At 36.0% G+C, this 13,401-nt stretch carries 16 protein-coding genes and 1 riboswitch; of the genes, 3 read left to right on the forward strand and 13 right to left on the reverse strand.

Features of this window, described 5'->3' with window-relative positions:
- Positions 1-21: 21 nt before the first annotated feature.
- The 3 genes from E4O07_RS12505 to E4O07_RS12515 are packed head-to-tail and all read right to left on the reverse strand — an operon-like array spanning position 22 to position 3,024.
- Entirely contained in the window at positions 22-1,329 is a 1,308-nt protein-coding gene (locus tag E4O07_RS12505) for a YhjD/YihY/BrkB family envelope integrity protein (protein WP_253686314.1), read from the reverse strand.
- Between the two features lie 11 nt (positions 1,330-1,340).
- Positions 1,341-1,946, reverse strand: a complete 606-nt coding sequence (locus E4O07_RS12510; RefSeq protein WP_253686316.1) for a response regulator — start codon at positions 1,944-1,946, stop codon at positions 1,341-1,343.
- A complete protein-coding gene (locus E4O07_RS12515; RefSeq protein ID WP_253686318.1) occupies positions 1,927-3,024 on the reverse strand; it encodes a sensor histidine kinase in 1,098 nt (365 codons plus the stop codon). The genes E4O07_RS12510 and E4O07_RS12515 overlap by 20 nt, the downstream gene beginning before the upstream one ends.
- Before the next feature lie 125 nt (positions 3,025-3,149).
- On the opposite strand from E4O07_RS12515, the gene E4O07_RS12520 reads away from it, so the two are divergent.
- Genes E4O07_RS12520 through E4O07_RS12530 form a run of 3 tightly spaced genes read left to right on the forward strand, consistent with a single transcriptional unit; the run spans position 3,150 to position 5,640 of the window.
- Entirely contained in the window at positions 3,150-4,358 is a 1,209-nt protein-coding gene (locus E4O07_RS12520; protein WP_253686320.1) for a M20 metallopeptidase family protein, read from the forward strand.
- Positions 4,355-5,179 carry a DUF3100 domain-containing protein gene (locus tag E4O07_RS12525; RefSeq protein ID WP_253686322.1) on the forward strand — a complete coding sequence of 275 codons (825 nt, stop codon included), beginning with the start codon at positions 4,355-4,357 and terminating at the stop codon, positions 5,177-5,179. The genes E4O07_RS12520 and E4O07_RS12525 overlap by 4 nt, the downstream gene beginning before the upstream one ends.
- Before the next feature lie 14 nt (positions 5,180-5,193).
- Entirely contained in the window at positions 5,194-5,640 is a 447-nt protein-coding gene (locus E4O07_RS12530; protein ID WP_253686324.1) for a DUF340 domain-containing protein, read from the forward strand.
- Positions 5,641-5,702: 62 nt separating this feature from the next.
- Here E4O07_RS12530 and E4O07_RS12535 read toward each other — a convergent pair whose 3' ends face one another.
- From E4O07_RS12535 to E4O07_RS12580, 10 genes are all read right to left on the reverse strand, one after another.
- Positions 5,703-6,335 (reverse strand): ABC transporter ATP-binding protein, encoded by a 633-nt coding sequence (locus E4O07_RS12535; protein WP_253688146.1) that lies wholly within the window; start codon positions 6,333-6,335, stop codon positions 5,703-5,705.
- A gap of 13 nt (positions 6,336-6,348) precedes the next feature.
- Complete coding sequence (locus E4O07_RS12540; RefSeq protein WP_253730563.1) at positions 6,349-8,040, reverse strand: ABC transporter permease; 1,692 nt, start codon at positions 8,038-8,040, stop codon at positions 6,349-6,351.
- Complete coding sequence (locus E4O07_RS12545; RefSeq protein WP_253686328.1) at positions 8,024-9,034, reverse strand: thiamine ABC transporter substrate-binding protein; 1,011 nt, start codon at positions 9,032-9,034, stop codon at positions 8,024-8,026. Before E4O07_RS12545 ends, E4O07_RS12540 begins: the two co-directional genes overlap by 17 nt.
- Positions 9,022-9,138, reverse strand: a riboswitch (TPP riboswitch). Its footprint overlaps the gene before it by 13 nt.
- 337 nt (positions 9,139-9,475) lie before the next feature.
- A complete protein-coding gene (locus E4O07_RS12550) occupies positions 9,476-9,904 on the reverse strand; it encodes a hypothetical protein (protein ID WP_253686330.1) in 429 nt (142 codons plus the stop codon).
- The gene (locus tag E4O07_RS12555) at positions 9,882-10,163 is read right to left on the reverse strand and encodes a hypothetical protein (RefSeq protein ID WP_253686332.1); all 282 of its coding nucleotides are present in this window, start codon (positions 10,161-10,163) and stop codon (positions 9,882-9,884) included. The genes E4O07_RS12550 and E4O07_RS12555 overlap by 23 nt, the downstream gene beginning before the upstream one ends.
- A 195-nt stretch (positions 10,164-10,358) precedes the next feature.
- Positions 10,359-10,535, reverse strand: a complete 177-nt coding sequence (locus E4O07_RS12560; RefSeq protein WP_253677617.1) for a UbiA family prenyltransferase — start codon at positions 10,533-10,535, stop codon at positions 10,359-10,361.
- A gap of 153 nt (positions 10,536-10,688) precedes the next feature.
- A complete protein-coding gene (locus E4O07_RS12565; RefSeq protein WP_253686334.1) occupies positions 10,689-10,895 on the reverse strand; it encodes a hypothetical protein in 207 nt (68 codons plus the stop codon).
- A 47-nt stretch (positions 10,896-10,942) separates the two neighbouring features.
- The gene (locus E4O07_RS12570) at positions 10,943-11,602 is read right to left on the reverse strand and encodes a hypothetical protein (RefSeq protein WP_253686336.1); all 660 of its coding nucleotides are present in this window, start codon (positions 11,600-11,602) and stop codon (positions 10,943-10,945) included.
- 120 nt (positions 11,603-11,722) lie between these two features.
- Positions 11,723-12,178: a DUF2004 domain-containing protein gene (locus E4O07_RS12575; protein WP_253677614.1), complete on the reverse strand. Its 456-nt coding sequence runs from the start codon at positions 12,176-12,178 to the stop codon at positions 11,723-11,725.
- 280 nt (positions 12,179-12,458) lie between these two features.
- Positions 12,459-13,286, reverse strand: a complete 828-nt coding sequence (locus E4O07_RS12580) for an exonuclease/endonuclease/phosphatase family protein (protein WP_253686338.1) — start codon at positions 13,284-13,286, stop codon at positions 12,459-12,461.
- Positions 13,287-13,401: the final 115 nt, after the last annotated feature.

The raw sequence follows: 13,401 nt of genomic DNA on the forward strand, positions 1-13,401 counted from the left end.
AAGCGTTTTTTTTATAAAATTTTAATTTGGGTCGATAAGGGATTCTGCTAAAATTTTTAAGGCTTGGCGTGATACATTCCCATCGATTGAAACAGCTTCCAAAAAAAGTTTTTCCGGAACAACAGCTAGAAGGCAGTCAGTTACCGCTATGGCTGTACCTGTTCTTTTTCCGTTTAAAAGACAAGCAAACTCTCCGAATAAATCTCCTTTTTCCAAATCTAAAATTTTATTTGATGTTGTAACTCTTACCGAGCCTTCTATTATATAATAGATTTCGCTGGATTCATCTTCGTAATTAAATATTACCTCGCCGGCTTTTATTTCGATGGCCTTTTTTCTATATTCTTTTGGAGGTTCTATAAAAAGGTGCCTTAAAAGCTGGTTAAAAAATCCGGGAGCATCTTCTTTAGGTAATCTGTAAAGTTGCGAAATAACAAAGCTGTTAAAAAATTGATTAACATACATAAATTGGGCAAAGAAGACAAAGAAAAAAAAGAAAAACCAGACTTGAATTAAAACTAAGATGACATTTGTAAAGATTCCGTAAACGATTGTAAATTTTGCTGTAGATCTAAAAAGCATAAAAAATACTTTTATAAAGAAATAAGATAGGGTGCATCCTAAGGCAGAGGTCCAAGCATTTTTAAAAGACGGTTTTACAGGAGGCATAACATAATAAATTAAGCAGATAAAGAACTGCATAAGTAGAAGCGGAATAAAAATAAATAAATTTTTTAATAAAAAAACAATGTTGTTAGAAAAAACCGATTGAACTATGTTTATTCTAAAAACTGCGGAGCCCGTACTTAAAAGTATAAACAGCATAACTAAAAAAATAACTACAATCACCTCTCCTAAAATGACCGTTAGACTTGTTTTTATGGCTGTCTTTTTTGCTTTTTTACGGTATATTTTCCTTATGCTGTGCTGTATTGTTGCAAAAAAACGTCTTGCCATCCAAAGAATAAAAACGGTAACAATAAAATCAAAAACCGAAAATGTATTTATATTCAAAAGCAAAGAAAAAAAACGGTCTATGTTTACCGTGTTTTCAAAAATAGAAAGGGAGCGGATAGCGCTTTTTACCTGCTCCGGAGTTTGTTTTAAAACTCTTAGTAATATTGTTAATGTTAAAATAAAAAGCGGCAAGGCCGACATTAAAAAATTATAGGCTCCTGCTGAGGCAGTTGTTAGAAGATCATTATTTGCAAAGCTTACAATCGTAATATATATTTTTTGATTAAAGTCATAGAGGCCTTTTTTTTGCTCTTGAACAACTCTTGCGTACCAAGCTAAAAATTTTTGACTACCGGTTGTTTCTCTTTTCAATTGGAGCCCTCCTATCTTGTGTAATAATACACGACTAATTGAGTCCTGTCTCGTAAATTTAATTTTTCCAATATTGAAGAAACATAATTGCGTACAGTTCCTTCGCTTAAACTAAGCCGATTCGATATTTCTTTATTATTAAGGCCGTCTGCAACCAATTCTAAAATATCCGTTTCTCTATCGTTTAAATCTTCTTTAAATTGAGAGCGGGCCGGTTTTGTTTGCGGGATTTTTGATATTATTTCGGAATCGAATACAATGCTCCCTGCACCGACAGCATTTAATGCAGGTATAAGGGAATCTATATTTTGTTTTAATATATATCCCTTACATCCGAAGTTAATAGCCTTTGTAATATATTCTTCATCATTAAAGGTTGTAAGCAGTAATATTTTTGCATCCTTATGTTCAGCTAAAATTTTTTCACTTGCTTCTATGCCTGTCATATTTTCCATTCTTATATCCATTAAAAGAATGTCCGGTCTGTGCTCGTTAAATAAAAATACCGCCTCACTTCCGCTTGAGCCTGTTGCAATAATATCGAAGCCGTTGGCTTTTAATATTGTTTTTAAAGAGGAAACAACAAGGCAATCATCATCAACTATTATTATCTTCATTATGTTTATCCTTTTTTATTTTCGGAAAAGTAATATGGGTTTTAAATCCGTTTTCGGAATAAAAATTAACCGTACCCCTATGTTTTTCTACAAGGTCTTTTATAACTTTTAATCCTATTCCGTAATTAACAGGTTTACCTAAAGAGCCCGATCCATTATCTTTAAGCACAAGGGAATAAAATGCAATGTGTTCCAATAAGCTGATTTTGAATTCGCTTGCTCCGCTGTGCTTAATAGTATTTGAAAGGCTTTCTTTTACTATTGAAAAAATATCGTATTTTAATTCGTAAGGTATGGAATCCGCCTTATATGTTAATTGTATTTTAGGTTTTTTTGTGTTTTCAGCAAGCCCTTCCAAACCTGTTTGTAAGTTAAAAGAATCATTGTGCATATTATGGAGGCATTCTCTTATTTCACTCATTCCGTTTTCCAAAGCATTTTGTAAAATATTTAAGTTGTCTTTTACTTCTTGCTGGTTTGATATGTACTTTAAGGCATTTACCTGCAAAATACCGGCACTCAGTGTATGACCTATGGAGTTATGAAGACTGCCGGAAATTCTATTTCTTTCGGCTAGGATTAAAACTTCGGCATTTTTTAAAACGTCATTTTGTAGAATTCTTTCCCTTTTTTCTGCGTTTATTTTATTTTCCGCAAGCTTATCCTTAAGGTTTATTACTTCCGTGATTTTTGCAAGGTATTGTCTTTTAATTTCGGAATAAAAAAAGATTATAAGAGCAAAGATAAAAAATATTAAATCAAAATTTAAAAAAAGACATAAGATAGGCAGGTATCTCAAAAGTTTTTTTTGCGAACTTTCGCAGTTTTGATACTCTTCTAAATTTATAGTCATAAGTATGGGAGAAAAAAACACAAGGTTCTTATCGAAAGCTGCTATTGAAAAAACAAATAGTAATAAAACAATGAATTTGATTTGCTTGTTCTTAACCATATTATCCCAAAGACCTATAGAGAAAAAAATGATAAAATAGGGAATGGCAATAAAAGAGCTTGTTTTTATAAATAAAAAAAGAGAACAAAAAAGACTTATCAAAAAAAATTCTAAAAATAAAAGCATATAAATTTTTGTCTACATCAAGGATTAATATTATGAGTATAATCTAAAGTCTTTAAAAAATCAATAAATAGTATTGACAGAATAAAAAAGTAGTGAGATAATATTTGATTATAGGGAGGTTTAAGTTGAATAAATATGATATAGTTAGCTTGGTTAAACAAAAAGAAGCTAAGATTATTCAAATCAGGCGTGATTTGCATCAGATTCCTGAGCTGCAATTATCCTTGCCTAAGACTGTAAGTTATGTTTGTAAACAGCTTGATGAGCTGCAAATACCATATTATAAGCTTGTTGACGGCAATGCTATTGTTGCAACTATTGAAGGAAAAGAAAAGGGTAAATGTATTGCAATAAGAGCAGATATGGATGCCCTGCCCATAAAAGAAAATACGGGTTTAAGTTTTGCATCAAAGCATGAGGGGTGTATGCATGCTTGCGGGCATGACAGTCATACGGCTATGGCTCTCGGCGCCTGTATGGTGTTAAAGGAGCTTTCATCGGAATTTAAGGGCTGCGTTAAAATTTTATTTCAGCCCGGGGAGGAGTATCCCGGAGGTGCTCTCCCTATGATAGAAGAAGGATGTTTGGAAAACCCAAAGGTTGATGCTCTCATAGGGCTTCATGCCGGTTACATTTACCCCGGTGTTGAAAAGGGAAAAATAGGTATCTGTCCGGGTGCTTTTTTTGCTTCAATGGACCGTTTTCAAATTACGGTAAGAGGCAAGGGTGCTCATGGTGCATATCCCCACATGTCTGTGGATCCTATTCCGATAGCTTGCGAAATAGTTTCTGCTCTACAAAAGATTATAAGCCGGGAGCTTGCCCCTACGTCAAATGCTTTAATTTCGGTTTGTCAAATACATAGCGGTACGACTCAAAATATAATTCCCGATGAGGTTTTTATGGAAGGAACTGTACGTGCTACAGATGAAGATGTGCGAAAGTTTATGGCAAAGCGAATTGATGAAATTGCTTCAGGCATAGCAAAGTCATATAGGGCAGAGGCGGAAACCGTTTATGACTTTAAATATCCCGTCTTAATGAACGATAAGGCTTTTACGGAATTCTTTGCTGAAAATACAAAAGAAATTTTTGGGGAAGATTGTATCCATGAAATTTCAATTCCTACAATGGGCGGAGAAGATGTTGCTTTTTTCCTTCAAAAAGTTCCCGGTACTTTTTTTGTTTTATCTAATCCCATTATACATGATGGAGGGAAAATTTATCCTCACCACTCGGATAGATTTGACATTGATGAAAGCCTATTCTATAAGGGTACTTCAGCGGTGCTGGCTACCGTTTTAAAATATTTAGACTTAGGAGGTTTAAAATGAAGAATATACGATTACACCTGACAGTTCTTGTTTTGGTTGTTATTTCGGAATTCATCGGAAAGTTTGCATTTAAGGTTGGGATAGGAACGATAGTTCTTTTGCCGATGCTTTATGCTTTAATTCTCGGTATTTTAACAACATTAAAAAAAGTTAAAATCTCCGGAGACAAAGAGATTAAAGACGCAGGAAGTCTTATAAGTATTACTCTTATGCTTTTGATGGCAAAGTATGGAACAACAATAGGTCCCAGTATTTGGAATATCTTAAAAGCAAGTCCTGCTCTTATTTTGCAGGAATTCGGAAACCTAGGAACCGTTATCTTGGGTGTTCCTATTGCAGTATTGCTCGGTCTTAAACGGGAAGCTATAGGCGGTGCTCATTCAATTTCACGAGAGCCTAATGTTGCTATTGTTGCAGAAAGATATGGTCTAAATTCTCCTGAAGGTGAAGGGGTATTAGGAGTTTATCTTGTAGGGACTGTTTTTGGCACCATATTTATAGGTCTTATGGCAAGTATTTTGGCTTCAGCAACATTCTTACATCCCTATGCTCTTGCTATGGCATCAGGAGTAGGTTCTGCATCTATGATGACAGCCTCAGTAGGTTCTCTTATAGAGTTATTCCCCGATATGGCAGAAAATATCAAGGCCTTTGGAGCAGCAAGTAATTTGCTTTCGGGATTAGACGGCGTTTATATGTCAATTTTCCTTGCTCTGCCCTTCTCGGAATGGCTATTTAAAAAATGCTATAAGATGAAATATCATGAGGCCGCTCCTCTTCCATCAGTTCCGACTGAAGTTAGCGCCGGCAGTTCAAATTAAGGAGGCTTTTGTATATGAAATTTAAGAATGCATTAATTGTTTTACTTATAACGGCTCTTATTTCTTTGGTAGGTAACTTCGTAGGTCCTAAAATCAATCCGATTACAGCCCTGCCCGGTATGTTGATTCTTGTAGGTATCGCTGCTGCCGGTATAGGCTTATCAAAAATAATTCCCGGAAAAATACCTGCTGTAGCATATATTGTTACCATTGCTGCTATTCTGACTATTCCCGGTGTTCCTTTTTCAAAGGAAGTATATGAGTATACTGCAAAGGTAAACTTTCTAGCTCTTTGTACACCGATTTTAGCCTATGCCGGTATCTATACCGGTAAAAACTTAAGTTCTCTTAAAAATACCGGTTGGAGAATCTTTGTTTTGGCTGTTGCCGTTATGTTAGGTACTTATATCTTCTCAGCTTTAATTGCTCATTTTATCTTAAAGATTATCGGACAGATATAACAGGTATAATTAAAATATTTGGTGCTCCAATTCGATAGAGTTGGAGCATTTTTTATTACTTTCTACCCCATGTAAAGAACCTCATCGGCAAGGGCGGCTGCCTCATCCTTGTCGTGGGTAACATAGACGGCGGTGTATCCCAAACTCTCCTGCTTTGCCCGCAGCTCCTTGCGTAAGTGCAGACGGAGATCTGCATCGAGGGCCGAGAGGGGTTCATCAAAGAGGATGAGGGAGGGGCTCACTGCAAGACTGCGAGCAAGGGAAACCCTCTGCTTTTCTCCGCCCGAAAGAAGATCGGTTTTGCGCTTTTGTAAGGCTTCTAAATGAAAAAGCTCGACAAGGGGGGCTATTGTTTTGCGGGCTTCCTTTTTGGACATACCTTTAGAAACCAGCCCATAGAAGATATTTTCTTCAACATTGAGATGAGGGAAGAGGGCATAGTCTTGAAAGACCATTCCGATTCCGCGTTTGCCCGGAGGGATTCGGCTTATATCCTTTCCGTCTAAAACAATCTCCCCCGAATCCGGGGCGATAAGACCTGCAATTATTTTTAAAACCGTTGTTTTGCCGCAGCCTGAGGGCCCGAGGAGGGCAAGAGCTTTTCCCTTTTTTAATTCAAAGGAAACGGAAATATCTTTTTCGGTAAAATGTTTTTTTATATTTTTAAGCTGTAAAAATGCTCTTTCGTGTTTCAATATCATTTTAAATTTATTTCTCCTGTAAAAAGAAAACAAAGCCTGTTATAAGGCTTAAGACGACTGCAACTGCAGAAGATTCTACAAAGCGGTATGAAGAAGCGTAATCAAAAATCAGTAAGGCCAGATTGTTAAAATGCGGGATGTTTAAGACTATTGGCAAGGATGCATCTCCTGCACTTATGGCAAAGACAAAGGCTAAGCTTGAAAAAATGCCTCTTTTGCACAAGGGAACTATCACCTTAAAAAAGGCCGTTTTTTTGTCGGGTGAAAGCAAGACTGCCGCATTGATAATATTTTGAGGAATGCGTAAAAGTGAGGTCTGTATTTGAGTCCACGCAAAGGGCCATGCAAGGGAGCTTTGTGCAAAGATTAAAATGAGTTCCGTTCCGTTGGGTTTTAACAAGAGCCAGCCGAAGCCCAGCATTACCGATGAAACTGCCAAGGGCAGATAGGGAATCGCGTATATTTTTCTCCGGTTATAAAAGACGGTAATGTATGCAAAGAACAAAGAAGCTATGAGGCTTACAAGAGCTGTAAGGATGCCGATTTTGATGCTTGTCCAAAGAGCCGTCCAAAAAGTTCGGGATAAAAAAATATTTTTCCATGCCTTAAAATAAAAGAATTTATTAAAGATAGAAGTATAATTTACATTATATGTAGAATGTAAAAAGATAGAAAACAAGGGTGCTATTAAAAAAAGAATAATTATAAAAATCGTAAAGCTAAAAAAAACTTTTTGTCCAAAGCCTTTTATTGAGGTGCGCTCCCTTATTCCCTTTAGGTTTTCGTTTTGTACTCTCATCTTTTTTTGCAGGTTAGAATAGATGAGGATTAAAATTAAGGCCGCAGATATTTCGGTGAGGGCTATCTTTGCGGCAAGGTTCATATCCAATTTTGTGCGGGCTGCCTTGTAAAGTTCTACCTCTAAGGTGGTAAGGGCAAGGCCTCCGAAAAGCAGGATTATTATAAAACTAAAAAAGCAAAAAAGGAAGATCAACAAAAAGGAAACGGCTATAGAATTTAAAAGAGCCGGAAAGGTTATGGTTTTAAAGATTCTAAATTTACTTGCCCCTAAAAGGAGGGCAGCATTAGGTTCATCTTCGCTTAAGCGTTCCCAAACTTGAGAGATTGTTTTCATCGCAAGGGGAAAGTTGTAAAAGCCGTGGATTATAATTACTCCCGTCATCGAAAACACAAAATTGACAGGCGGTTCGTCTTGGTTTAATAAGTTCTTTAAAAAAGAATTTAGGACTCCGTTATTCCCAAAAAAGATTATAAAGGAAAGGGCGACGATTATTGCAGGCACGCAGAGCGGAACACTTGACAGGGCCAGTAAAAATTTTCTGCCCCGAAAGTTTTTTCTTGCACAAAGGTAGGCCGCAGCAAAGCCTACGGTGCAGGCAAGCAGGGCAGAAAAAAAAGCCTGAGAAACCGTAAAAACCGTTATCCTAAAAATATGCGAAAAATCAAAGGAGCTTTTGACTCCCGTAATATGCGAAAAATCAAAGCGTGAAGAAAATAAGGGAACAAAGCTCAATATTAACGGAAGAAAAAAAGAAAGAAGGACAAGAAAAAAGATAAGGCTGCCGAGTGGCAAAACAAGGCTGCCTATCTTAGATGGGCGACCTATTTTAAATAGGCGCCATATCTTTGATATGGCGCCGCCCGGCCGAAGGCCTTCTTGTTTATTTTTGTAAAACATTAATTACGGCGTTGACCGATTCGGTTTGATCTTCTGAAGGAATGCGCAAGATTTTTGCAGGTTTGGGAACATCCTTGTAAGAAGCAGGAAGGGGAAGCCCCTTGATAACCGGATACATAAACTGAGTTTCGGGAAGGAGGCTTTGAGCTTCTTCCGTCAGCATAAAGTCGATAAAGGCCTTTGCTCCCTTAACATTAGCAGCATTAGCGGATATTCCCATACCTTCAATTTGAATGACATGGCCTTCTGCGAAAACCAATGGCCGGAAGCGGTCTGTTTTGTCATACAAAACATGGGAAGCCAAGCTGCTTGTATACGAGATAGCCATAGGTGCTTCTCCGGCTGTAAAATAGCCGTAACCTGTGCTCCACTTGGGGGCCATTGCAAAGATATTCGGCTTGAGGGCCTTCCAAAAGTTGAGGTACTCATCACCAAAAACAGCCTTTGTCCACGCAACCATGCCTAAGCCTGTTGTACTTGAGCTAGGATCCAAAACTACAATCTTTTTTGTATAGGAAGGATCGGTCAGTTCCTTTAAAGATGCGGGCTTTTTGATTTTGGCCTTTGTATCGAACATAAATGCAAAATAGCCGTAATCAAAGGGGGTTAAAAGCCAATCGTCTGCAATAAGAACATCCGAATCTATCTTGTTTGCGGCCGTAGGTTTATAGGCTTTTAAAACATCTGCCTTGCGGGCTTTTTCGATAAGATGGTTATCGATACCAATGAGCACATCGGCTGTAGAAGCCTTACCCTCCAATATGGCCCTGTTTAAAACGCCTTCTTTGCAGACGACATATTCTACATCCTTGCCCGTTTTTGCCTTAAAGAGCTCGGCAATTTTCGGGCCGGGACCGTAGTCGGCAGCAAAGGATTTTGTCGTGTAGACCACAACCTTTGTTCCGTCAGATTCTTTTGCTCCGCCTGCAAAAAGAGCGGCACAACCGATAATTAAAAATGAGAAAATTAAAATAGAGCGTAAATGATTTTTCATATGCTCCCTCCGCCGGTATTATCCGGATCAGGTAATAGGGCATCCGTGCGGACAGCCCTTTGCGGGTATGTTCTCAGCTTGTATAAGCACCCCGGCGAAAGCGAGTGTAGCATAAGAAGAACAAAAATTCAAGAGGAGGGGAATTGATAGACTCAGTTATTTCTTTAATTGTCATAAACAGCGGGATTGTTTTCCTGCTGCTGTCACCGTATCTCTATCGGGAGTGCCGGCGTGCCGATACCCTAAGCTCATTGTCGAGTGTATTTTCGATGTAGTCTATCGTCCTGTTAAATAATTGAATACTGTTCATCTTTTCTCCTGTATTATTATGGAAATTATATAAACAAAATACCTTACCGTCCCGATATTTTTTGTACAAATTTTATGGGATCAAACAAGTTTTATAAGTTAATTTTGCAGGTTAAAGCGGGTGTTATACGTTTATAAAATATAATAATACCAATTACTTCCATAGTTGGTATCAAAATTTTCTTTAGTGTCAAATTCAATATTTATTTTGTCTACATTTAATTTGTTATTAAAATCAAATTCTTTCAATGAAGAATAAATATAATTTTTTATCATCATTTCAATTCTATATTTTTCTAGTTTATTCGGAATTTGTACATTTGAATAAAAAAATACAACAACACGTGTATAAAATACTTTCTTTATTATCCAGATATTTTTATTATTTATTTCTTTTTTTAGGAAATTCAAATCTTCTGGTAGATTTTTATATATTCGCTCTAATTCTTCTCGTTCAAATGATGAAAAATAGGTGAAAAATCTTGCCTTATATTTATTTTGCAATTCAAATTCTTTTTCGGCTATATAAAAAGTAATTTCATTTTTTTTTCTTATTATCAAATTTAATATTTTTTTCTTGAGAGTTATTTTCTAATTTTACTTCAAAACGAATCAGATTTTTGTTATTAGAATTTTTTATTAATGTAAATAAAATTTCATGTATATCTATGTTATATGTTTTAGAAATATACTCTTGAATTTCTTGATAATCTTCTTCTTTAATTTCACTGGTTATCAAAATTTCTTGCTTTACTTTATATTTTTTATAATAAATAACAAAAAAAATTGAAAGTACAATTAGAATCACTAAAAAATACATTTTTATTCCTAAAATCCAATGCACTGCGTTGTGCGTATAATGGGCGGCGGATAAGCTGCAAGAAGCTTTCAAAGCCTTTAGGCTTTTGAGCTTCGCTGTCAGCTTAATTCACGTGTTGGACGGCGCTGTGCGCCGGACGACACGCGGAGATTCCGCCGCCCGTTGAACGGGCGCGTATTTACCCGTTTGGGGTTTTCAGCGTGTTTTTGCGCAAAAGACGTATCGTTTGCGCCCTTTGTTTGCTGTTCCGCCCGCGGAAAAACAGCCGGTCGGCAATGGGCGTTTTGCATATCGGCGCTTTTGTGCATCTTCGTCGTCTATATAGTCTTTTAAGACTGCGCCGAATCGGTCAAAAAGATTTTCCGTTTCCATTTTTCGTGTACTCGGTTAAAAAAAAGCGAATAAGCAGTTCCCGCAATGTATTCAATATCGATATTTTTATAAAAACTCCGTTTTTTTCATCGTATATCCAATAGGGCATCTCTAAAAACCTTGTTGGATTTTTAGAGATGCCCGACGAGTTTTTCATAAGTCTTTATATATTAATGACTTATGAAAAACATCGCAAATTAAATTAAAGGGAGCCTCTAAAAAACTGATGTTTTTAGAGGCTCCCTTTAATTCTTCATTTTTACAATCATCTTCATTAATTTCTATTTTAAAATACTCATAGTTTAAAGACCAACTATTTTTGTTGAAATTAAACTCCTCTTTTTTTAATGAATGCTGCATTAAGTTAGCTACTTTTCAATCTACCTCCTAGTGAGAAAATTAGAAAATTAATCAGAATTTGCAATCTCATCTGCATTCTCTTTCAAATAAACAAAGTCTAATTGTCTCGCCGCTTCAATATATTCGCTTAATTTATCTGATTTTATTTTATAAAGAACACTGAGTGCCATTATTTTTTGATACTCTTCAGCATAGGTATCACCCTTATATTTGTCTCTTTCCCAAAATTCAATCGCATACTGTTCTGCTTTTTTATAATCTATCTCACTTAAAGCACTTAAAGACATTCTCTGTGTATATTCATCATCTACATTTATATACTTGAATACCCAATCAGTAACTGAACTATCATCTTTATAAACTGGCAATCTTTTTACTAACTGCCACTTCGCAGTTGTATAAATTGAATCTATACATCTTTCAATCAAATATTTAAACCATTCTTTATATGACGAAATAAAGTCAGCCAAATATTCGCATTCATTGTCCCTGGCTACACAATAAAGTATAGATTCTAAATCAGTTTCGGTAACATCTTTTACTTCTACATTCTTTACAAATGAGATTGCAGATTCTCTCATTCTATCAAAAGAAGGACCTAGAAATTCTCCATTATCAGTATCTTCAGTCATCTCAGAATAATGCTTATAAACCCATTCTTTGTATATTCTCACTTCTTCATTTAGTATTCGGCTGTATTTATTCAAACGCCCACCCCTAACATTTATTTGATATGAATTTTTTCATATTCTTCTCTTTAAAACTTAAATTTGTAACTATCATTTTTTTCTCTTCTTCATTTTCAATCTCTTTAGCTACAACACCAATTAACTTTCCCAATCAATGGATATGATTTTTGCATCTTCACCGAATTTTACGCAGAGTATTTCATCGCTTTCATCAGGTGCAATCATAAAATCCATTGCGATGTGCGGCTGTTCACTGTCAATCCATAAGTCTACATTCGTTACCGTCATTTTACTTACAAACTCGGTAATATCGCTCGGCAAATCTTCCAGTCCGCATTCTTCAATATGAAAGTCGATATAGTAGCTGTCATCTTTTAAATATGCTATAAGTGTTTTTCTTGCTTCTTTTATTTTATCATCTATGTTCTCAAGAAACTGTGCATAAAGGTCGAGTATGCCGGCCGGTACTTCTCCATTTTTATCGAACCAAAGACAGGTATCTATCCCCTGAATCTCTTTTTCCCAAATTACTTCCGCATCGTCTGTTATCGCAAGATTCAACTGACCGAAGTATTGATGTTCCATTTTTTTCATAGCTTAATCTCCTATTATTTAGTATATCATGGGCACCTCTAAAAAGCTGTTTTTTAGTAACCATAACGGGCGGCGGATAAGCTGCAAGAAGTGAGAAAGCCTTTAGGCTTTTGAGCTTCGCCGTCAGCTTAATTCGCATGTTGGACGGCGCTGCGCTCCGGACGACAGGCGGATATGCCGCCGCCCGTTGAACGGACGCACTGCGTCCGTTCAACATTCGCTTAACCTGCATTTGCGGCTCCTCCGCAATGTCAGGTTGAAGCGGGTGTTAGGTGCAATTTTATTCCTTAACATCTAAGGATATATATAATATTGAATGATCACTTAAAGTTTTGATCTTTCCATAATTGAAGTTTTTCCCTTTATATTGCTTTACATCATCCATGTGTTGTGTTTCTACAAATTGATATAATTCTTTGCTGATAAAAATATGATCATCTTGTATTACTTCCACATCATTATAACCGTTCAAATTACCACGAAAGAATGTTTGTTTGTATAAAGGTTCACATTCTATTAAGTTGGAATTCTTTATTGTTTCATTAAAGAATACTTTATCATCAGGATTTCCATGTATATAATACTTATCGCAGTTTAAATCTCCTCCAATTACAAGATTCTTTTTTGAAACAAACTCTTCAGTAAAAAAAGTTTTTAATTGTCCGGGGCCTTTTTCATCAGTATCTATATGAAGACTACAAAACAGTATTTGGTTATTATTAAAATTGACCTGCACTACTTTAACTTTACCTGTATATTCGCTATTATATTTATTATTTTCATTTGGAAATACTTCTAAAGTAATATCTTTGGTGAAGTTACAATACTTTTCGTTCACAAATATTGCAGTACCCCATTCTGAACCATTATTTTTTGAACCGGCATTTTTTGATGTATGACTTTCTGTCCAAAAAATATTAACATTTAATTCTGTTTCATCAATTGACTTTAGTAAAACTTCTTGTAAAAGAGCTACATCCGCATTTAGGTTATTTTTAAGAAAATCCAATGCTTGTCTTTGTCTGGCAATTTGTTTTTCAATGAATGTTTGACTTTTAAATTTACACCAATACTCTGCAGCCATTAAATTCCAAGTAGCTATCTTCATTTTTTCTCCACTATAGATGATATGTAATTTATAACTATTACCTAACTGTTACGCCCTGCGTAGTCAATCTAACATTTGCTTAACCTGCGAGGCGTATATTGGCGCGAAACTTGCC

The organism is Treponema sp. OMZ 798, assembly GCF_024181385.1.
Lineage (GTDB): Bacteria > Spirochaetota > Spirochaetia > Treponematales > Treponemataceae > Treponema_B.

Excerpts from the sequence above, each read along its gene's own strand:
- E4O07_RS12540 (WP_253730563.1), bottom strand. The coding sequence starts at position 8,040 with ATGTTTTACAAAAATAAACAAGAAGGCCTTCGGCCGGGCGGCGCCATA.
- E4O07_RS12575 (WP_253677614.1), bottom strand. The coding sequence starts at position 12,178 with ATGAAAAAAATGGAACATCAATACTTCGGTCAGTTGAATCTTGCGATA.
- E4O07_RS12525 (WP_253686322.1), top strand. The coding sequence starts at position 4,355 with ATGAAGAATATACGATTACACCTGACAGTTCTTGTTTTGGTTGTTATT.
- E4O07_RS12510 (WP_253686316.1), bottom strand. The coding sequence starts at position 1,946 with ATGAAGATAATAATAGTTGATGATGATTGCCTTGTTGTTTCCTCTTTA.
- E4O07_RS12545 (WP_253686328.1), bottom strand. The coding sequence starts at position 9,034 with ATGAAAAATCATTTACGCTCTATTTTAATTTTCTCATTTTTAATTATC.
- E4O07_RS12530 (WP_253686324.1), top strand. The coding sequence starts at position 5,194 with ATGAAATTTAAGAATGCATTAATTGTTTTACTTATAACGGCTCTTATT.
- E4O07_RS12555 (WP_253686332.1), bottom strand. The coding sequence starts at position 10,163 with ATGTATTTTTTAGTGATTCTAATTGTACTTTCAATTTTTTTTGTTATT.
- E4O07_RS12580 (WP_253686338.1), bottom strand. The coding sequence starts at position 13,286 with ATGAAGATAGCTACTTGGAATTTAATGGCTGCAGAGTATTGGTGTAAA.
- E4O07_RS12560 (WP_253677617.1), bottom strand. The coding sequence starts at position 10,535 with ATGGAAACGGAAAATCTTTTTGACCGATTCGGCGCAGTCTTAAAAGAC.
- E4O07_RS12565 (WP_253686334.1), bottom strand. The coding sequence starts at position 10,895 with ATGCAGCATTCATTAAAAAAAGAGGAGTTTAATTTCAACAAAAATAGT.
- E4O07_RS12515 (WP_253686318.1), bottom strand. The coding sequence starts at position 3,024 with ATGCTTTTATTTTTAGAATTTTTTTTGATAAGTCTTTTTTGTTCTCTT.